This is a genomic window from Pseudomonas sp. LBUM1662 (assembly GCF_059695915.1).
The window spans coordinates 5,290,319-5,309,048 of sequence record NZ_CP166793.1 but is presented as its reverse complement, the minus strand read 5'-3'; the positions used below and the strand labels follow the sequence as shown (position 1 = coordinate 5,309,048).

Annotated in this window: 17 protein-coding genes; 5 read left to right on the top strand and 12 right to left on the bottom strand. The window is 61.0% G+C overall.

The window, feature by feature from the left end; translation table 11 throughout:
* Positions 1-63: 63 nt before the first annotated feature.
* The 3 genes from ACA049_RS24085 to ACA049_RS24075 form a co-directional block, all read right to left on the bottom strand.
* Positions 64-1,398, bottom strand: coding sequence for a sigma-54-dependent transcriptional regulator (locus tag ACA049_RS24085; RefSeq protein WP_497330383.1), 1,335 nt, complete (start codon positions 1,396-1,398; stop codon positions 64-66).
* Positions 1,392-3,158, bottom strand: coding sequence for a sensor histidine kinase (locus ACA049_RS24080; protein ID WP_497330381.1), 1,767 nt, complete (start codon positions 3,156-3,158; stop codon positions 1,392-1,394). Before ACA049_RS24080 ends, ACA049_RS24085 begins: the two co-directional genes overlap by 7 nt.
* 163 nt (positions 3,159-3,321) lie before the next feature.
* Entirely contained in the window at positions 3,322-4,845 is a 1,524-nt protein-coding gene (locus ACA049_RS24075; protein ID WP_131062231.1) for a fumarate hydratase, read from the bottom strand.
* A gap of 472 nt (positions 4,846-5,317) precedes the next feature.
* Here ACA049_RS24075 and ACA049_RS24070 point away from each other — a divergent pair, with 472 nt between their 5' ends.
* Genes ACA049_RS24070 through ACA049_RS24060 form a run of 3 tightly spaced genes read left to right on the top strand, consistent with a single transcriptional unit; the run spans position 5,318 to position 8,133 of the window.
* A complete protein-coding gene (locus ACA049_RS24070) occupies positions 5,318-6,424 on the top strand; it encodes a GGDEF domain-containing protein (RefSeq protein WP_497330379.1) in 1,107 nt (368 codons plus the stop codon).
* The gene (locus tag ACA049_RS24065) at positions 6,417-7,352 is read left to right on the top strand and encodes an iron-sulfur-binding ferredoxin reductase (RefSeq protein WP_497330377.1); all 936 of its coding nucleotides are present in this window, start codon (positions 6,417-6,419) and stop codon (positions 7,350-7,352) included. Before ACA049_RS24070 ends, ACA049_RS24065 begins: the two co-directional genes overlap by 8 nt.
* 31 nt (positions 7,353-7,383) lie before the next feature.
* The gene (locus ACA049_RS24060; RefSeq protein ID WP_497330375.1) at positions 7,384-8,133 is read left to right on the top strand and encodes an enoyl-CoA hydratase-related protein; all 750 of its coding nucleotides are present in this window, start codon (positions 7,384-7,386) and stop codon (positions 8,131-8,133) included.
* 193 nt (positions 8,134-8,326) lie between these two features.
* Here the strand turns inward: ACA049_RS24060 and pyk are convergent, their stop codons facing one another.
* Positions 8,327-9,778 (bottom strand): pyruvate kinase, encoded by a 1,452-nt coding sequence (gene pyk / locus ACA049_RS24055; RefSeq protein ID WP_497330373.1) that lies wholly within the window; start codon positions 9,776-9,778, stop codon positions 8,327-8,329.
* 157 nt (positions 9,779-9,935) lie between these two features.
* Between pyk and ACA049_RS24050 the strand changes: the two genes are divergently transcribed.
* Together ACA049_RS24050 and ACA049_RS24045 are read left to right on the top strand one after the other, a co-directional pair.
* Positions 9,936-10,310: a tetratricopeptide repeat protein gene (locus tag ACA049_RS24050; RefSeq protein WP_109634345.1), complete on the top strand. Its 375-nt coding sequence runs from the start codon at positions 9,936-9,938 to the stop codon at positions 10,308-10,310.
* A 237-nt stretch (positions 10,311-10,547) separates the two neighbouring features.
* Positions 10,548-10,907: a PilZ domain-containing protein gene (locus ACA049_RS24045; RefSeq protein WP_497330371.1), complete on the top strand. Its 360-nt coding sequence runs from the start codon at positions 10,548-10,550 to the stop codon at positions 10,905-10,907.
* Between the two features lie 109 nt (positions 10,908-11,016).
* On the opposite strand, the gene ACA049_RS24040 is transcribed toward ACA049_RS24045, so the two are convergent.
* From ACA049_RS24040 to ACA049_RS24005, 8 genes are all read right to left on the bottom strand, one after another.
* Positions 11,017-11,400, bottom strand: coding sequence for a DUF6124 family protein (locus ACA049_RS24040; protein WP_497330369.1), 384 nt, complete (start codon positions 11,398-11,400; stop codon positions 11,017-11,019).
* A 258-nt stretch (positions 11,401-11,658) separates the two neighbouring features.
* On the bottom strand, positions 11,659-11,877 hold the full coding sequence (locus ACA049_RS24035; protein ID WP_497330367.1) for a hypothetical protein: 219 nt from the start codon (positions 11,875-11,877) through the stop codon (positions 11,659-11,661).
* 133 nt (positions 11,878-12,010) lie between these two features.
* Positions 12,011-13,342, bottom strand: a complete 1,332-nt coding sequence (locus tag ACA049_RS24030) for a DUF58 domain-containing protein (RefSeq protein WP_497330365.1) — start codon at positions 13,340-13,342, stop codon at positions 12,011-12,013.
* The gene (locus ACA049_RS24025) at positions 13,339-14,340 is read right to left on the bottom strand and encodes an AAA family ATPase (protein WP_497330363.1); all 1,002 of its coding nucleotides are present in this window, start codon (positions 14,338-14,340) and stop codon (positions 13,339-13,341) included. Before ACA049_RS24025 ends, ACA049_RS24030 begins: the two co-directional genes overlap by 4 nt.
* The gene (locus ACA049_RS24020) at positions 14,337-15,500 is read right to left on the bottom strand and encodes a DUF4350 domain-containing protein (protein WP_497330361.1); all 1,164 of its coding nucleotides are present in this window, start codon (positions 15,498-15,500) and stop codon (positions 14,337-14,339) included. The genes ACA049_RS24025 and ACA049_RS24020 overlap by 4 nt, the downstream gene beginning before the upstream one ends.
* Entirely contained in the window at positions 15,497-17,041 is a 1,545-nt protein-coding gene (locus ACA049_RS24015; RefSeq protein ID WP_497330359.1) for a DUF4129 domain-containing protein, read from the bottom strand. The genes ACA049_RS24020 and ACA049_RS24015 overlap by 4 nt, the downstream gene beginning before the upstream one ends.
* The gene (locus ACA049_RS24010) at positions 17,028-18,005 is read right to left on the bottom strand and encodes a stage II sporulation protein M (protein WP_497330357.1); all 978 of its coding nucleotides are present in this window, start codon (positions 18,003-18,005) and stop codon (positions 17,028-17,030) included. Before ACA049_RS24010 ends, ACA049_RS24015 begins: the two co-directional genes overlap by 14 nt.
* Positions 18,002-18,727: an RDD family protein gene (locus ACA049_RS24005; protein ID WP_497330355.1), complete on the bottom strand. Its 726-nt coding sequence runs from the start codon at positions 18,725-18,727 to the stop codon at positions 18,002-18,004. Before ACA049_RS24005 ends, ACA049_RS24010 begins: the two co-directional genes overlap by 4 nt.
* Positions 18,728-18,730: the final 3 nt, after the last annotated feature.

Here is an 18,730-nt window from a genome sequence, read left to right as displayed (position 1 = left end):
TGTACACAGATCAAATGTGGGAGCGGGCTTGCTCGCGAAGAGGCCAGTTGAGGCGCTACAAGTTCAACTGCTTGAAACGAACATCTCCCGCGTCAGGCCATGCCGCTGCATCTTTTCATTGAAGGTCCGGCGCGGCAGTTGCAGTTCTTCAAGCACCGCTTTCACATCGCCCTTGTGCCGGGTCAACGCTGCGCGCAGGCAATGCGCTTCGAACGCTTCTGCCTGCGCCGCCAGCGATTGTCCGGGATCGATGCCCACCGGCTCCGGCTCACCCAACCCCAATACCTGCCGTTCGGCAACGTTCGCCAATTCGCGCACATTCCCCGGCCAGTCATGGCTCAGCAGATGGCTCAACTGCGGGCCGCTCAACGGTGGAAAAGTCCGACCCAGGCGCTCGGCGGCATTTTGCGCGAACGATTCGAACAGCAACGGAATGTCTTCACGCCGTTCGCGCAACGGCGGCAGGCGCAATTCAGCGACGTTCAACCGATAGGCCAAATCCTCGCGAAAACGACCGGCCCGCGCCTCATCCAGCAGATCGGGCTTGGTCGCGGCGATGATCCGCAAATCCACACGAATGCTCTGATTCGAACCCAGCCGCTCAAGCTTCTGCTCCTGCAACACCCGCAGCAGTTTCACTTGCTGGGCCAGCGGCATGCTTTCGATTTCATCGAGGAAAAGCGTGCCGCCATCGGCGTATTCGAGTTTGCCAATGCGTTTGCCCGAAGCCCCGGTGAACGCGCCGCTCTCGTGACCGAACAATTCAGCCTCGAACAGCTGCTCGGGAATCGCCGCGCAATTAAGCGCCACAAACGGCTTGTCCGCGCGCGGCCCGAAGTCGTGCAGGCAGCGGGCGACCAGCTCTTTGCCGCTGCCGGTCTCACCCCGGATCAATACATTGACCGGCAACGCCGCCAGGTCCAGCACCTGCCGACGCAACGTCTGCAAACCACGGGATACGCCCAGCAGCGTCGCGTCGAGTTTGGCGCGGTTGTCCGCCAGCTCGTGCAGCGCGCGGTTTTCCAGCACCAGCCGGCGTTTGTCCAAGGCGCGGCGCAAACTGCTCATCAGCGTTTCCGGGCTGAAGGGCTTTTCCAGAAAGTCATAGGCGCCGTCACGCATGGCTTCGACCGCCATCGGCACATCGCCGTGGCCGGTCAGCAGAATCACCGGCAAGTCGGCATCGCGGCGCTGAACCTCAGCCAGCAACTCCAGCCCGGTCATGCCGGGCATGCGCACGTCGCTGAGGATCACGCCGGGGAAGTGGCCGGGCAACTGCGCCAGGCACTCATCGGCGCGGCTGAACAGCTGCACTTCGAAACCCGACAGGCTCAGCCATTGTTCGACCGCGCTGCGAATGCTGCTTTCGTCGTCGACCACCATCACGGAATTCAGCATGGGCTGTGAGCCTCCAGGTCGATGGGCAAGGTCACCGTAAATACGGCGCCGTTGGCGTGATTGTCGGCGCTCAGGCGTCCGCCGGATTCATGAACGATGGCAAACGATACCGCCAAGCCAAGGCCCAAACCATCACCCACCGGTTTGGTGGTAAAGAACGGATCGAACACGTTCGGCAGATTCTCTTCGGCGATGCCGCCACCGTTGTCGGTGACGGTCAGGCGCCACAGTTGTTCGTCGGCTTCAAGGCGGATTTCCAGGCGTTTGCAGGGTTTGTCCTGCATCGCATCCAGCGCATTGCGCAGCAGGTTGATCAGCACCTGTTCCAGTCGAATCGCATCACCGCGCACCCAGGCCGGACGCGTCAGGTGCAGCACGGTGCTGACCTGCTCGTCACGCAAACGGGCGTCGAGTAGTTGCAGCGATTGGTCGACCACCGCCGCCAGATCCAGGCGTTCGCGCAAACCACTGGGACTTTTGCGGGCGAAGGTTTTCAGGTGGCCGGTGAGGGCGGCCATGCGGGTGAGCATGTCGTCCACCGGTTTCAACGCCTTGTAGGCGTCGTCGACCCGACCGTGATCGAGCAGCAGCCTCAGCGTCGCAAGCTGCATGCGCTGGGCCGTCAGCGGCTGATTGATTTCATGGGCGAGGGCGGCCGACATCTGTCCGAGGGCCGCCAGTTTGGCCGATTGCACCAGTCCGTCCTGAGCCGTGCGCAGGTCGCGTGTGCGTTCTTCCACCAGTTGTTCGAGTTCTTCACGGCTGCGCTGGCGCATTTTCGCCAGGCGCCAGCGCTGATTGAGAAACAGCAATAGAAACACCAGCGCCAGCCACAACCCGGCAGCGGCGAGCGCGGCGTTACGGCTGTCTTCGAAGGCGACTTGCGGGCGACGCAACAGGTGCAACGTCCAGCCTTCGGTGGCCAGCGGCAGAGATTCCCACAGGTAATCCGCCATCCCGTCAGGACCGACCACCCGCGCCAGATCGCTGTTGTCGTCGAAGCGGCGCAGGGATTGAAACTCAAGTGGCGTCAGCGGTTGTTTGTCGTATTGGCGGGTCGCCTTGAGCGCTGCGTGATCGCTGTCGTTCAACGGTTTCAACAGGCGATAGCGCCAGCCCGGCTGGTTGGCGATGAAGATGATCCCGCGTGCATCGCTGACCAGCAGCGTGTCGCTGCCTTGACGCCATTCGCGTTCCAGTTCCGGAAACTCGAGCTTCACCACCATCGCGCCGAGAAACTCACCGTTGTCGCCGGTGACCGCGCTGGACAGAAAGTACCCCGGAATGCCACTGGTCACGCCAACCGCATAAAAGCGTCCGGCGCCTTGGGTGCGGGTCTCGCTGAAGTACGGGCGAAAGCCATAGTTGTGGCCGACGTAACTGCTGGGTAAACGCCAATTGCTGGCGGCCACGGCGAGTCCGGTGCGGTCGAGCAGTTCGAGGGTCGAGGACTGCGCCGCGCCGTTGATTTTTTCCAGTTTGCGGTTCAGCGCAAGTTGCTGCTCGGAGCTTACGTCACCGTTCAGTGCGCCGCGCAGCTCCGGGTCCAGCGCCAACACGGCGGGAAGGGCGCGGTAGCGATCGATCAGGGTGTGCAGTGAATTGGCATACAACGCCAGTTGCTGATTGGCGCGGGCGGCGTCTTCGACCAGTGCCTGGCGCTCGGCATGGCGCATGGCAAAACCGGCCGCCAGTGCGGCACCCGCGAGGATAAGGAGGGTGTATAGAGTTATGCGCAAAGAGCGAGAAGACTCAAACATGCCGGGGATTACACTAGTGTGCGGAGGGCGCGAACCATATCACGACGGTGTTGAGCATTCCCACGCTGGGATTCACCGCCTTTTTGACATGAATATATAAAACAAATAAAAAAGGCGACAAGAGCAAAGCTCCTGTCGCCTTTTTATATCGTCGACTAAGCGCTTACTGCACTTCAACCGCCAGGCTTTCACTGATCTTTTGCTGCCAGATGGCAGGACCGGTGATGTGAACCGACTCACCCTTGCTGTCTACTGCAACCGTCACAGGCATGTCTTTCACGTCGAACTCGTAGATGGCTTCCATCCCCAGTTCGGCAAAAGCCACCACGCGGGATTTCTTGATCGCTTGCGCCACCAGGTAAGCCGCGCCGCCGACTGCCATCAGGTAAACCGCTTTGTGGTCCTTGATCGCTTCGATGGCGGTCGGGCCGCGCTCGGATTTGCCGATCATGCCCAACAGGCCGGTTTGCTCGAGGATCTGACGGGTGAATTTGTCCATCCGCGTCGCGGTGGTCGGACCGGCAGGCCCAACCACTTCTTCGCGCACCGGATCAACCGGGCCGACGTAGTAGATGAAGCGACCCTTGAGGTCCACCGGCAGGGTTTCACCCTTGTTCAGCATCTCGACCATGCGCTTGTGCGCAGCGTCGCGACCGGTGAGCATCTTGCCGTTGAGCAGGACGGTTTCGCCCGGCTTCCAGCTCTGCACGTCTTCCGGGGTCAGCGTGTCGAGGTTGACGCGACGGGCTGACGGGCCGGCTTCCCAGACGATTTCCGGGTAGGCGTCCAGCGGTGGCGCTTCCAGGGATGCCGGGCCGGAACCGTCGAGCACGAAGTGCGCGTGACGGGTGGCGGCGCAGTTGGGGATCATGCACACCGGCAACGAAGCCGCGTGGGTCGGGTAATCCATGATCTTCACGTCGAGTACGGTGGTCAGGCCACCGAGGCCCTGGGCGCCGATGCCCAGTTGGTTGACCTTCTCGAACAGCTCCAGGCGCATCTCTTCGATACGGTTGGACGGGCCGCGCTTTTTCAGCTCATGAATGTCGATGGATTCCATCAACACTTCCTTGGCCATGACGGCGGCTTTCTCGGCGGTGCCGCCGATGCCGATGCCGAGCATGCCCGGTGGGCACCAGCCGGCGCCCATGGTCGGAACGGTCTTCAGTACCCAGTCGACGATCGAGTCGGACGGGTTGAGCATGGCCATTTTCGACTTGTTCTCGGAACCGCCGCCCTTGGCCGCCACGTCCACTTCCACGGTGTTACCCGGAACGATGGAGTAGTGGATAACGGCCGGGGTGTTGTCCTTGGTGTTTTTACGAGCGCCCGCCGGGTCGGCGAGGATCGAGGCACGCAGGACGTTTTCCGGCAGGTTGTATGCCCGGCGCACGCCTTCGTTGATCATGTCGTCCAGGCCCATGGTGGCGCCATCCCAACGTACGTCCATGCCCACGCGGACGAAGACGGTGACGATGCCGGTGTCCTGGCAGATCGGGCGGTGGCCGGTGGCACACATGCGCGAGTTGATCAGGATTTGCGCCATCGAATCGCGAGCTGCCGGCGATTCTTCGCGCAGGTAGGCCTCGTGCATCGCCTGGATGAAGTCAACGGGGTGGTAATAGGAAATGAACTGCAGGGCGTCGGCAACGCTCTGAATCAGGTCGTCTTGCTTGATCACGGTCATGAGTCGCGCTCCTCTAAAAGACGGGAACATTCAATAAGGTGCTTGCAGCTTGGGTGCATCGGTCGGTTGCAAGCACCTTTCAAGGCACGCCGGGGCTGCTGGCGCGACGCTAAAAAGGCGCGGCAGTATAACGCGCCTCGGTGGCGGGCACACCCGCCGGCAGTCAAACGTTGGTCGCATATGTAAGTCGGCCATGCGAACCCGATCCCTGTAGGAGCTGTCGAGTGAAACGAGGCTGCGATCTTTTGATCTTGCTTTTAAAAAGACCAAAGTCAAAAGATCGCAGCCTCGTTTCACTCGACAGCTCCTACAGGCTCCTGCCTAGTGTTTGCGGGGCAAGGCAGTCATCGTTCTGGCGCCGGTTTTTTGCCCCGAAAATTGAATGGTCATTTATCAGACACCCCACTAAAGTGGCATTCGGTCTGTAGAGTAGGACACTCGATCAGCCTCCTTTCCCACGGTGAGTCAACGATTGACCCATAACGCCATACAACGGCTTTTGCTCAAACGCTTTGCCCTCGCAGCCGGCACGTACGCCCTGGCTCTGGTGTTGCTGTGGCTGGCGTTTTTCACCGGGCATTACGATGAACCGCTGGCCAGCGTGGCCATCGGCAGTGCGCTGGTGGTCATCACTCAGGGGGCGTTGTTCGCGCTGTTTTACAGCGGCTGCAACCTGCGGTTTTCCGACCCGAGCCTGACCGAAGCGCAAGTGTTGATGGGCCTGGGTTGGCAGACGTGGCTGATCGCCAATCTGGATGAGGCACGCGGCGCGTTCCTGGTGTTCTACCTGTTGATCATGTTGTTCGGGCTGTTCCATCTCTCCCGCCGTGCGTTTGTGCGCTGTGCGCTGTTGGTGTTTTTCAGTTTCAGCGCGGTCACGCTGTGGGAGGGTTACCACTTCGAGTTGACCGACCCGGCGCTCGCCGCGTTGCAAGTCTGCGTGCTGTTTATCGTGCTGATCTGGCTGGAACTCTACGCCCGTTATGTTCAGGCTTCGCGCCAGCGCATGCGCCAACGCCGGTTTGCCTTGCAGGCGCACCAGGACACCCTGCGCGGGATGATGCGCCAGCTCGAAGACCTGGTCGCCACCGACGAACTCACCGGGCTGTTCAACCGCCGGCACTTCCTGCGCCTGGCCTCCCGCGAGCTGAACGCGATGGACGCTGGCGTGGTGCATGGCCTGGCGTTGATCGACCTCGACCACTTCAAGCGCATCAATGACGTTCACGGCCACGCCGCGGGCGATCAGGTGCTGCAAGCCTTTGCCGGCGTGGCCACCGCCTGCCTGCGCGAGGGTGATGTGCTGGCCCGTTATGGCGGCGAAGAATTCGTGGTGCTGCTGCCCGACTGCAATGCCGAACGCCTGACCTCTTGCTGTGAGCGGCTGCGCATTGCTTTCACCGATGTCGAACTGATTGGCCTCAACGTCGCCCACCTCAGCTTGTCCGCCGGCATGACCTTGCTGGAGCTGGGCGACGATCTCGACGACGCCTTGCAGCGCGCCGATCAGGCGCTGTACCGCGCCAAGCGCGACGGCCGCAATCGTTGCGCGGCGGCGTGGGAGAACGTCGATGCCTGAATTGCGCGTGGGCGAGCGCCACTGGTCCGTGGCGCCGGGCAGCAACCTGCTCGATGCCCTGAATCAGAACGGCGTGGCCGTGCCCTACAGTTGCCGCGCCGGCAGTTGCCATGCGTGCCTGGTGCAATGTGTTCAAGGTTTGCCCAGCGACAGCCGTCCCGATGCCTTGAGCGCTGAACAGCGTCAGCAAGGCTGGCGACTGGCCTGCCAATGCCAAATCATCGAAGACCTGCAAGTGCACACCTTCGATCCGCAAGTCGACGGTCGCCCGGCACAGGTCGCCGCGGTTGATTGGTTAAGCGCCAGCGTGTTGCGTTTGCGCCTGACCACCGAACGACCGTTGCGCTACAGCGCCGGGCAGCATCTGGTGTTGTGGGCCGGCAACGTGGCACGGCCTTACTCCTTGGCCAGCCTGCCGGAAGAAGATCGCTTTCTGGAATTCCACCTCGATTGTCGCCAACCGGGGGAATTCAGCGACGCGGCCCGGCAACTGAAAATCGGCGACCCGATCCGCCTCGGTGAACTGCGCGGCGGGGCGCTGCACTACGATCCCGACTGGAACACCCGACCGCTGTGGCTGATGGCCGCCGGCACGGGCTTGGGGCCGCTGTTCGGTGTGTTGCGCGAGGCGTTGCGTCAGGATCACCAAGGCGCCATCCGCGTCATTCACCTCGCCCATGACGCCAGCGAGCACTACCTGGCCAAACCCCTGCAAGCCATGTGCGATGTGCGTGAAAACCTCAACGTCGAATGCTGGACCCCGGCCGAGTTGCCGCAGGCATTGGCGCAACTGCGGCTTGTCTCCCGGCAAACCCTGGCCTTAGTCTGCGGAGCCCCCGACAGTGTCGACGCCTTTGCCCGGCGTTTGTACCTGGCCGGACTGCCGCGCAACCAACTGCTGGCGGATGTCTTTGTTCCCCGTGGTTGAGTGCTGACCGTTTAACCACGCGAGACTCGCCATGACCGATGCCATCCAGCTGGAACGCGAACGCGGCCTGCTGACCCTGCGCCTGAATCGCCCCGAAAAGAAAAACGCCCTGACCCGCGCCATGTACAGCCACTTGGCCGAAGCGCTGAAACAGGCCGACACCGACCCCGAAATCAACGCCGTGCTGATCACCGGCAGCGCCGAGTGCTTCACCGCCGGCAACGACATCGCTGACTTCATCCAGCAACCGCCGGGCAATCTCGACAGCCCGGTGTTTCATTTCATGCTCAATTTGCTGGAATGCCGTAAACCGGTGATTGCTGCGGTGGCGGGTGCAGCGGTGGGGATTGGCACGACGATGTTGCTGCATTGCGATCTGGTGTATGTCAGTCGAGACGCTCGGTTGCGCATGCCGTTCGTGAATCTCGGGTTGTGTCCTGAATTTGGTTCCAGTCTGATCCTGCCGCGATTGCTCGGGCATGCCAAAGCGGCGGAGTTGTTGCTGTTGGGCGAAGGGTTCAGCGGTGAACAAGCCGCGCAGTGGGGGATTGCCACCGAAGCCTTGGGCAGTGGCGAATCGGCTTTGGCCAAGGCGCGGGAGATGGCGTTGCGCTTCGAATCATTGCCACCGGAAGCGGTGCGCATCAGCAAGCAATTGATGAAAGCGCCGGACCGGGAACAACTGCGCAAAGTGATCGAAGAAGAGGGCGCGTTGTTCACCCAGCGGTTGCGCTCGCCGGAGGCGATGGCGGCGTTGTCAGCCTTTATCAGCCGGCATTGAAGAATGCGGTGACTGGACTGACGCCTTCGCGGGCAAGCCTCGCTCCTACAGTGGATTTTCGGCGCTCACAAAACCCTGTAGGAGCGAGGCTTGCCCGCGAAGAGGCCCGCCCCGACAACACACCTTCCGGATCAAAAACCAAAAAGCCCCGCCATTCACATGGCAGGGCTTTTCTATTTCAGCAACCAGTCACTCAGACCATCGGGTCGCCAACGTGCAGGATTTTCATCCCGTTGGTGCCGCCGATGGTGTGGTAGCTGTCGCCCTTGGTCAGGATGACCCAGTCGCCTTTCTCCACAACACCGCGTTTCAACAACTCGTCGATCGCGGCCTGGCTGACTTGCTCAGGCGGCAGCGATGCCGGGTCGAACGGGACGGTGTAGACACCACGGAACATGGCGGCGCGGGCCTGGGTTTCGCGGTGCGGGGAGAACGCGTAGATCGGCACCGAAGAACGGATGCGCGACATGATCAACGGCGTGTAGCCACTTTCGGTCAGGGCAATGATCGCTTTCACGCCGGGGAAGTGGTTGGCGGTGTACATGGCCGCCAGCGCAATGCTCTGGTCGCAGCTTTCGAACACTTTGCCGATGCGGTGGCTGGAGGTCTTGCTGGTCGGGTGCTTTTCAGCGCCGACGCAGATGCGCGCCATCGCCTGCACAGCTTCCAGTGGATACAGACCTGCGGCACTTTCCGCCGAGAGCATCACGGCGTCGGTGTAGTCGAGCACGGCGTTGGCCACGTCGGACACTTCAGCGCGAGTCGGCATCGGGTTCTGGATCATCGACTCCATCATTTGGGTCGCCACGATCACGGCCTTGTTGTGGCGGCGTGCGTGCAGAATGATCTTCTTCTGAATGCCCACCAGCTCGGCGTCGCCGATTTCCACACCGAGGTCACCACGGGCAACCATCACCGCGTCGGAGGCCTGGATCAGTGCATCAAGGGTTTCGTCGTCGGCCACGGCTTCGGCGCGTTCGATCTTCGCCACCAGCCAGGCAGTACCGCCGGCCTCGTCGCGCAGTTGACGGGCGTATTCCATGTCGGCGGCGTCACGCGGGAAGGACACGGCGAGGTAGTCGACTTCCATCTCGGCAGCCAGCTTGATGTCGGCCTTGTCTTTTTCGGTCAGGGCTGGAGCCGTCAGGCCACCGCCGCGACGGTTGATGCCTTTATGGTCGGACAGCGGGCCGCCGATCAGCACGGTGCAATTGAGCTCGGTGGCATTGGCGGTATCAACGCGCATGACCACGCGGCCGTCGTCGAGCAGCAGCTCGTCGCCTACGCCGCAGTCCTTGACCAGATCCGGGTAGTCGATACCGACGACGGTCTGGGTGCCTTCGGTCAGAGGATGGCTGGTGGAGAAGGTGAATTGATCACCGATCTTCAGCTCGATCTTCTTGTTGGCGAATTTGGCGATACGGATTTTCGGGCCTTGCAGGTCGCCCAGCAGGGCAACGAAGCGGCCGTGCTTGGCAGCGAGGTCACGCACCAGCTTCGCGCGAGCCTTGTGCTCGTCGGGGGTGCCGTGGGAGAAATTCAGGCGGGCGACGTCCAGGCCAGCCAGAATCAGCTGTTCGAGAACTTCCGGCGAGTTACTGGCCGGGCCAAGGGTAGCGACGATTTTGGTGCGACGGACGGACATGCATAGACTCCTGAGTTCAAGCGCTGAGTGAGGCTACTATGGTCCGAAGTTGTAGTCATTGTTCGTTTGCACTACTTATTCGTTTGTTTCTTTAAACGAACATTCCTGAAGATTTTGAAAAGCGGGTCGATACAGAGCTCAAGACAGGAGATCCCCCATGCGATTCGCGCTCATTGCCGTGCTTGCCCTCAGTGTGACGGGCTGCGCCCGTTGGTCGATGAACCATCATTTGAATAACGCCTACAGCGCTTACGATCGTGGCAATTGCGAGCAAGTCATGCTCGAACTGTCGAAAGTCGAACGCTCCAGCCGTGCGCGGCCTTATGTGTGGCCGGAAGTGTCGATGATGCGCGGCCAGTGCCTGGAACGGCAGAAGCTGTTCATCGATGCGGCCCAAACGTATCAATTCATCATGGCGTCGTACCCGCAAAGCGAATACGCCTACCGCGCTCGTGCCCGTCTGGAAACGTTGCAGAGCCTGGGCCATTACCCGACGCGCAGCGCGGCGGCCGTGCGCCCTACGCGGTTCTGATTGCCGCTGTCATGCAAAGGCTGGCCGCCCGGCGGTGGTGAGCTATAGTCCAAGAGATCGGTTTTAGAGCCTCGCCTCCAGACCGAGGTCATACCTGTGATCGGCAGGAGTATGGGTCAGCGATGTAGGGACTGACGCACCGGGATCGGGGAGAGCGCGCCCAGGCTTATAAAGAAGCCGGCACGTTCCGAAGCATTAGTGCGGCCCTGCTTAAGGGCCTTGCTGGGCCAACTGCGCATGTTTACCGACCGCCGGATCGAGCGGCATCAACTGCCGTATTTTCTGAGAGTGTTCAACAGTGTCACCGACAAACCCATCGGCTTTCTGGGCAACGTCTCCGCAGACGGGCTGATGCTCATCAGCCAGTTGCCGATGATGGTGGGCGTCGACTTTGACCTGCGATTAAAAATCCCCACCAGCGATGGCTGTCAGCAGGTCATCGACCTGACGGCGTGTTGCCTGTGGTGCCATGAAGATGAAACACCCCACCATTACGACGCCGGGTTCAGCCTGCAACGGGCACCGCCGGAGTATGGGCAATTGGTAGAGGCGTTGACGCAGTACTTCAGTTTTCAGCCGTTGCCTGCTTCTGCCTGACAAGCAAAAGATCGCAGCCTCGTTGCACTCGACAACTCCTACAGGATGTATGCGATATCCCTGTAGGAGCTGTCGAGTGCAACGAGGCTGCGATCTTTTGATCTGCGCCTTACGTCACCTTGATCGCCTTCTCGTTATCCAGCGACCGCTCCACCAGCATCAACCCCAACTCACTTATCCGGTAAATCGCCATCGCGAGATGCCGCGGCTTGTCCTCCAGGCTTTCCGCCAGGTCGAGTAGCAAAATGCTGACGGTCGAAAAGGTTTCGTAGGTCTCGATGTTCAACGCTTCGGGGTTGGCATCAGGGACAACGGTGAACATCTTCATGGCGCGTTCCTCGGTAGTGCGTTCGTTAGCAAAGTACGATTTGGTTTTTTTTTGAGCGAGATGGTGGTTCAGCGCTTTTTGGGCGGCGTCATGAAGTTTTTTTGGATCGAAATTGGCATAGGGTGAGCAAATAGGCCCCGAAAGGTCAGGTGTAGCTTTCGACATTGGGTTAACTCCTTGTTGGATCGCTGATGAATAGCGATAGGAGAACCTTAATCGGGGTGACTCTTTCCCGCAGTCAGTCGGGGGCACCGTAGGTTGTAGGCAGAATCGCCTGACTATGTAGCCGTTGTACGGCTTCTTGTATATACGTGTATGACCAGGGTGGGTAAGGCTTTGATCTTGATCATTGGCCACAGCGAAGCGAGTCTCTCAACTTCATCATTCTTTGTTTCGGGCAAAGGGACTACAAAACTGGAATACCTATTCTCCTTTGAAGTCGGTTGACATTGAGAGAAGGGCCAACGAGATAAATTCTTGATTATGATCCAGTGTTTCTAATGCATCTCTTATGTGGCCTGCGACATCGGTCGCACCGCGCTTCTCAACCCAGGCAGAGAGCTCCTCTATAGCCGCACCCAACGCTAGTTGGTTCTGGTTGATCTTGATTAGCACTGACGCGAATAGATGTTTATCGTCCATGATTCATTCCTTGCAGCGATTTTATAATTAGGATTTTCATTGAGAGTATTAACTTCAGCTTTGCTGTATTGCCGAGGCTGGACATCGCCACCTTTTTATCGCTAAGGAATGGCTACTTTTACGAGTATCGCTATTACATTGTGCCTTCCTTCTTCCACCCCAAATAACGCGTCACCAGCTCAGCCCCCAACTCTTGGGGCCGAGCATCCACCACCAGCACTCCATGAGCCTTCAACCGCTCATGGAGCTGCGCACGGTCATTCAAATAGTCCACCGTTCCGCAATAGGCCAGCGCCTCCGGCAAGGTCTGCACCGGCGCGTGCTGTAGATTGTCGAGCAAGTCCTCCCGCAAACTTGCCACCAGCACCCGATGCAGTTTGCTCAGGCGTTTGACGGCGGTCAGCAGTTCTTCATCGTCTTCATCCCGCAGGTTGGTGACCAGCACCACCAGCGCCCGGCGTTTTTGCCGGGCCAGTAGTTGCGTGGCGGCGGCCTGGTAGTCGGCGGGGCGTTGGGTGCTGTCGAGGTCGTAGACGCTGTTGAGCAATATGTTGAGCTGACCGCTGCCTTTGACCGGGGCGAGGTAGTGCGGTCGGTCGCTGGCGAAGGTGCTCAGGCCCACTGCATCGCCTTGGCGCAGGGCGATGTAGCTGAGCAGCAGGCAGGCATTGAGCGCGTGATCGAAATGGGCGAGTTCGCCGTCCTGGCTGCGCATGCGGCGGCCGCAATCGAGCATGAAAATGATCTGCTGGTCGCGCTCGTCCTGATACTCGCGGGCGATGGGTGTGCGTTGGCGGGCGGTGGCTTTCCAGTCGATCTGGCGCAGGCTGTCGCCTTCGCGGAATTCGCGCAGCTGATGAAATTCCAGGCCCAGGCCGCGACGTTGGCGTTGGCGCACGCCGAGTTGGCTGAGCCAGTTATCCACCGCCAGCAGTTCACCGCCGTAGAGGCGGGCGAAGTCGGGGTAGACGCGGGTGCTCTCGGTGACGTTGAGCAGGCGCTTGTCTGACCACAGGGCCATTGGACTCGGCAGGTTGATCTCGCAGTGTTCGAAGGTGAAGTGGCCGCGCTTGAGGGGGCGCAAGCGGTAGCCGAACTGACTTTGATGGCCGGGTTGCAGTTCTACCGAGAGGGGGAGGTTTTCAAAGCTCAGGCCGTCCGGAACATGGTCGAAGATCTGAATGTTCAGGGAATGAGTGAAGTCATGTTCGAGCTCCAGTCGCACCTCGCTCCATCGACCGAGTGCGAGGCTGCCGGGCATTTGTCGCTGGAGGCGCGGTGACGGCAGGCGCTTGAGGCGAACGGCGTCGAGAACGGCCAGTACCAGCAACGCCAGGAGCAATCCCCAGTTGACCGACAGCAGGGTGGAGGGCACGTCGAATTCCAGCGCTCGCAAGGTGCCAAGCACGATGCCGATGCCCAGCAGGATCGCTAGCCAGATCAACAGCAGGCGTGACGGTTTCACAAACGCGGCGCCGGCACTTGATCGAGCAACTGCTTGAGCACCTGATCGACATCCAGCCCTTCAATGTCCAACTCCGGGGCAATGCGCACCCGGTGTCGCAGCACCGCCAGCGCGCAGCCTTTGATGTCATCCGGAATCACGAAGTCGCCACCGCGCAGCAGCGCGCGGGCGCGGGCGCAACGCACCAGCGCAATCGAGGCGCGTGGCCCGGCGCCGAGGGTCAAGCCTGGCCAGGTGCGGGTGGTGCGGGCCAGGCGCACGGCGTAATCGAGGACCTGATCGTCCAGCGGCAGATCGCTGGCAATGCGTTGCAAGGCCAGCACGTCCTTGGCTTGCAACACGGTGCGCAGCGGTTGCACGTCGAGCATGTCGGCGCGGGTCGAGCGGCTGACCTGGCGAACCATGCTCAGCTCTTGCTCGGCGTCGGGGTAATCCATGCGCACCTTGAGCATGAAGCGATCAAGCTCGGCCTCGGGCAGTGGATACGTACCTTCCTGTTCGATGGGGTTTTGCGTGGCGAGCACCATGAACGGTTGCACGATGGGCAGGGCGCGGCCTTCGAGGGTGACTTGCCGTTCCTGCATGGCTTCGAGCAGTGCCGCCTGGGTTTTTGCCGGGGCGCGGTTGATCTCGTCGGCCAGCAGCAGGTTGGTGAACAACGGGCCTTTGCGCAGTTTGAACTGCTCGGTGTTGAGGTCGTAGACCGCGTGCCCGGTGACGTCGCTGGGCATCAGGTCCGGGGTGAACTGGATGCGTGCAAACTCGCCGCCGAAGCAGCGGGCGAGGGCGCGCACCAGCAGGGTTTTGCCCAGCCCCGGCACGCCTTCCAGCAATACATGGCCGCCGGCGATCAGCGCGGTGAGGACGTCATCGATCACGCTGTTCTGACCGATCAAGGCTTTTTGCAATTCTGCTCTGACCGCTTGGGCCAACTGACTGGCACGCTGGCGTTGCTGGGCGGCGTGGGTCGCGCTGCCGGGCTCGATCTGTTGACTCATAGCGTGTTCCTCAAGGTTTGCAGGTGGGCGACCTGACGGCTGAATTCAGCGCTGGACAGCCGCTGCTTCGGTCGCGGGCTCATGGCCTGGCTGATGGCGCGCGTGGGTTGGCCGGTCAGGCGTGCGAGCACCAGCCATTGCTCGGCAACGCCGAGTTGTTCGAAACCGGGATGACGGCGCCGCACACGCCGCAGGATGTCTTGTTGCAAGGCTTGCAGCAGGTGCTGCTGGCCGTTGCGGCGCAGCATGAAATCGGCGCTGGCGCGCAGGTGTTCCTGAAGTTGCCGGCGACCTTTCGCCGCCGGTTCCAGCAGCGGCCCGTGGCGCACTCCAACATGCCAGAGCGCAAGACCGATCAGTGCGATGAGGGCGACCAACGCCTGGGGGAAGTTGCGCAGCAGCAAGGTCAGCAAGCTGTCGTGATCGGTGTTGAACAGGAACGTCACGCTTGTGTCGGCGGTCAGGTACCAGAGCAGCCAGGCGTTATCGTATTGGCCGATGGCCGGGGTTTTCCACAGGTCGGCGTCTGTGACCACGGTGATCGAACCGAGCCCGTGATTGAGCTGCATCATGTGCGTGGCCTTGCCACTGTTGGCCCAGGCTTGCGCGAGGTTTTTCGGGTCTTCGAGATGGAATGCGGTATCGAAACTGGCGTAGGCCGGCGCGTTCTCGTCTTCCAGGTACAACTTGGTCAGTTTCGGGAACGGGTCGTCGAGGATGTCCGGTGGCGGCTCCTTGAGGTCTTTGCTCAACGACTGGTGCAACTGCACGCGATCGAGCAGCAGGTCATTGCTCTGGCCGGTCTTTTCATCCCACAGCGACTGGGCGACAAACAACAGGCGCCCGCCAGCCCGTGTCCAGTTCATCACTTGATCAATCTGACGCGGTGTCATGTTGTAGCGATCGCCGAGCAATAACAGGCTGTGCTGATGCGGATCGAGGGTGGGCAGCACGTCGAGGCTGTTGGCATGGCCGACGGTCAGGCCGTGTTTTTGCAGGAAGCGCTCGGCGGCCAGATACGGATTGGCCTGGGCTTCGGGCGACGGTCCGTGATCGATTTCAACTTGATAAGGCGTGGCCTTCAGGTACAGATAAATACTCAGCACGCCCACCAGCACAGCGATGAATACGCCGACCGAAAGCCACAAGCGCCGGCTCAACGGGCGACTCCCGGGCCGAACAATGTTCGCCAGCCGTCACAGAGTTCCTGTTGCAAATGCGCGGGTGGCAGGCGATGCCCGTAAGCCATGTTCTGCCAGTGCCCGGTCAGGGTTTTGCTGAACGCGAGCAAGGCCGGTTGCTGCAGTTGCTCGACGCGTTGCAGCACCTCGCCTTCAGTGTCGGCGGGCTTCAGCGCCATGTTGTGGTCGTGCAACAAATGGCTGAGCAGCGCGCGATAGAGCAATCCAAGGGCTGCGCGCGGGTTGGTTTGCCAGAGACTTTCGGCGCTGGCGGCAATGTCGGCGGGCAGGGTTTCGCGGCTCAGGTCCAGACCGAACGCTTGCTGCGGTAACGGTCGCGCAGCTCTTCGGTGTAATGCCGGCCGCCGGCTGACGAACGCCTGCAACCAGTCGCGGTAACGCCAGATCAGCAAACCGATGCCCCCCAACACGGCGCCCCACAGCAGCACTTCAATCAGGTTGGCGAGAAAGCCGAAACGCTGGCTGTCGAGAAGACTGGCCAGCGACTTCAGCCATTCAGGTGTTTTTCCGTCGTCCGGGGTTTGGGTGTCGGGTCTGTCTTCGCCAAATCGATAGCGGGTCACCGTTTCCTTGTTCTTGAACGGGGGCTGATCGAGGATCGTTTTGATGCTGTCCCTGGAGGCCTGGCTGGTCAGCGGTTGACCCAGCAAGCGTGGGCTGTCCGGGGTAACGATCGGCTCGTCGGCCCAGACGTTTTGCGTTGTCGGCACCAGCAATATCGCCGCCAGCAGTAAAGCGACCGCCGTGGTGTTGAGGCGTTGGCGCAATCGGCGGAACACCAGTTCGATGTCCCAGGCTTCCAGCACCGTGCGCCGATTCAGATAAAGGCTGAAGCCGCAGGCCACGTAGATCGGTTCCCAGACAACTAGCACCAGCACGTAAAACGCATTGGTCAGGTGTTCCAGCCAGTGCCAGTCCTGAGTGGCGGCGGTGATCAGGGTCTGCCAACCCCAGTCGAGTTCGACCTGTTGTGGCAGGAACATATAGAACAGCACCATCAGGCCAATCCACAGCGCACTTTCCAGATGCACGCCAATGATCGTCAACCATTGCGCGGCGCCGGCATTGCGCTGCAGCAGCACCCGCAAGCGCTGTTGTCGTTCATCACCCGCCAGGCCTTCGAGTTGCACCACTGGCATCAGGAAACTGCGGCTCAGGCTGAGGCGACGCCAGGTCAGGCTGGCCAGCAGTTGCGGCTTGAGCAAGCGCGGCCATTCGCGCAGCGCCTCCTTCAAGGTGGGCGTTTCACCGAACATGGCTTTGGACAGGATGTACAACGGCAATCGCTCGAACGCCGGTTTGAGCCACCAGAAGATGAACACGGCGAGGGAGGGTGATTCCCACAGAAACACGGTGAGCAGGGCGAAGATCGGCAAGGTGATGATGGCCCAGCTGGTCATCAGCAATCGTCGATGGCGCTGGCTCAGCAGCACGCCCAGGTCCATGGCTTCCCAGGAAGTGCGTGGGCGGATCACCACCGTGGCGTCACTCAGGCGCATGGCGGGTTCGTCCGGCAAACAGCAGGTAAGTCGCCACCAATAACCACAGCGCCGCGCCGACCAGGTATTTGGTCATGGGCGCCGGTGCGGTCATCGACGACCAGTAGGCTTCGATAAACGCGGCAATCAGCAGAAACAGCATGACGCCGCAGATCAGCAACACGCTTTTGCGTGCCGCCAGTCGCAACGCTTCGGCGCGTGGCAGTCGTCCTGGGGCAATCAACGCCCAACCCAGTTGCAGCCCGGCGGCACCGGCCAGGGCGATGGCACTCAGTTCGAACGCGCCGTGACCGATCACGAAGGACCAGAAGGTCTGGCCGAAGCCGATGTGCGTCAGGTGCCCGGCCACCGCACCGATCATCAAGCCGTTGAAGAGCAGGAAAAACGCGCTGCCCACACCAAACAGCAAACCGCTGGCGAAGGTCTGAAAGGCGATGCCGATGTTGTGCATGATGTAGTAACCGAACATCACCCAGTCTTCACTGGCGGCGCGTTCCGCCGAGCGGCCCAAATGGCCAGCGACCGGGTCGTACATGCTCTGCATTTCACTGACCTGCTCAGCCGGGATCAGGTTGTAGACCAGGTCCGGGAACAGATACACCAGCAGCGCGAAGCCGATCAGGCTGCCAAAAAATAGCAGGCCGGCGGCGAACACGAAGCGCCATTGTTCGCGCACCAGTCGCGGGAAGCCGGCAAGAATAAAGCTCAGCAGGTTGGCGCCCAGTCGACTGCGATGCCGGTAAAGCTGTTGATGCCCACGCAGCACTTGTTGCTGCAACGAGTCGATCAGGAAACTGCTGTAGCCGCGTTCCTGAGCCAGTGCCAGTTGTTGGCAGAGCCGCCGATAGTCTTTCGGGAAACTGGCGATCCGGGAGGTTTGTTTGCCTCGCTCCAGCTGTTCGAGCATCAGGGAAAACTGCGCCCATTCGGCCTGGTGGCGATTTTCGAAAAGGCTTTGCTTCATGCGGGCCCCAACAAACCACGAGCAATGCCGTTGAGTTCCGCCACGGTGCGTGGCGCGGGCACCTGCAACGGTTGGGCAAGGATGGACGCGAGCTCATGGGTTCGCGCTTCGGAAAGTTCGCCCTGGCGTTCGGCAAACCCGAGGATCGCGCGTTGCTCGGGCAGTGTCAGGGCAAAGGCCGGTCGCCGAGGCGGGACATCGGGCAGTTGCGGCCGGGTCAACGGTTGTTCGCGGTAGATGACCAGCGTGCCGGCAGCCAGGTCGCCGAGGCGTTTGAAGGAGGGGTGTTGCAGGCAACTGATGGCGCCGAGGAAGTAGCCAAAGGGCAACAGGTCGACGAATCGCAACAGGTTGCGCAACAGCGAAGCGGACCAGCCGATCGGGGTGCCGTCGTCGTGCACCACGCGCAACCCCATCCATTGTTTGCCCGGCGAACGGCCTTGATTGAGCACCTCGAACAGCACCATGTACCACCAGCTCACCCCGAACAGCAGGATCGAGCCCAGCCCCGCACCGAGTTTTCCAAGAAACGCCAGCACGATAAATAGCACGCCGAGAATCAGCCCGCGCAGCCCGAGGTCGATGGAGAACGCCAGCGCACGAACCATCAGCCCGGCCGGGCGCAGTGGCAAGTCGATGCCTTCGGGCGTTTCGACTTGATACCGCGTGTCCAGTGGCGGGGACAGCGTCGCTTTCCTTGGCAGTGCTGTGGTCTCGAGCATGGG

Coding starts and splice junctions, on each gene's coding strand:
- ACA049_RS24085 (WP_497330383.1), bottom strand. CDS start 1,398: ATGCTGAATTCCGTGATGGTGGTCGACGACGAAAGCAGCATTCGCAGC.
- ACA049_RS24080 (WP_497330381.1), bottom strand. CDS start 3,158: ATGTTTGAGTCTTCTCGCTCTTTGCGCATAACTCTATACACCCTCCTT.
- ACA049_RS24075 (WP_131062231.1), bottom strand. CDS start 4,845: ATGACCGTGATCAAGCAAGACGACCTGATTCAGAGCGTTGCCGACGCC.
- ACA049_RS24065 (WP_497330377.1), top strand. CDS start 6,417: ATGCCTGAATTGCGCGTGGGCGAGCGCCACTGGTCCGTGGCGCCGGGC.
- ACA049_RS24060 (WP_497330375.1), top strand. CDS start 7,384: ATGACCGATGCCATCCAGCTGGAACGCGAACGCGGCCTGCTGACCCTG.
- pyk (WP_497330373.1), bottom strand. CDS start 9,778: ATGTCCGTCCGTCGCACCAAAATCGTCGCTACCCTTGGCCCGGCCAGT.
- ACA049_RS24050 (WP_109634345.1), top strand. CDS start 9,936: ATGCGATTCGCGCTCATTGCCGTGCTTGCCCTCAGTGTGACGGGCTGC.
- ACA049_RS24045 (WP_497330371.1), top strand. CDS start 10,548: ATGTTTACCGACCGCCGGATCGAGCGGCATCAACTGCCGTATTTTCTG.
- ACA049_RS24040 (WP_497330369.1), bottom strand. CDS start 11,400: ATGTCGAAAGCTACACCTGACCTTTCGGGGCCTATTTGCTCACCCTAT.
- ACA049_RS24035 (WP_497330367.1), bottom strand. CDS start 11,877: ATGGACGATAAACATCTATTCGCGTCAGTGCTAATCAAGATCAACCAG.
- ACA049_RS24025 (WP_497330363.1), bottom strand. CDS start 14,340: ATGAGTCAACAGATCGAGCCCGGCAGCGCGACCCACGCCGCCCAGCAA.
- ACA049_RS24015 (WP_497330359.1), bottom strand. CDS start 17,041: ATGCGCCTGAGTGACGCCACGGTGGTGATCCGCCCACGCACTTCCTGG.
- ACA049_RS24010 (WP_497330357.1), bottom strand. CDS start 18,005: ATGAAGCAAAGCCTTTTCGAAAATCGCCACCAGGCCGAATGGGCGCAG.
- ACA049_RS24005 (WP_497330355.1), bottom strand. CDS start 18,727: ATGCTCGAGACCACAGCACTGCCAAGGAAAGCGACGCTGTCCCCGCCA.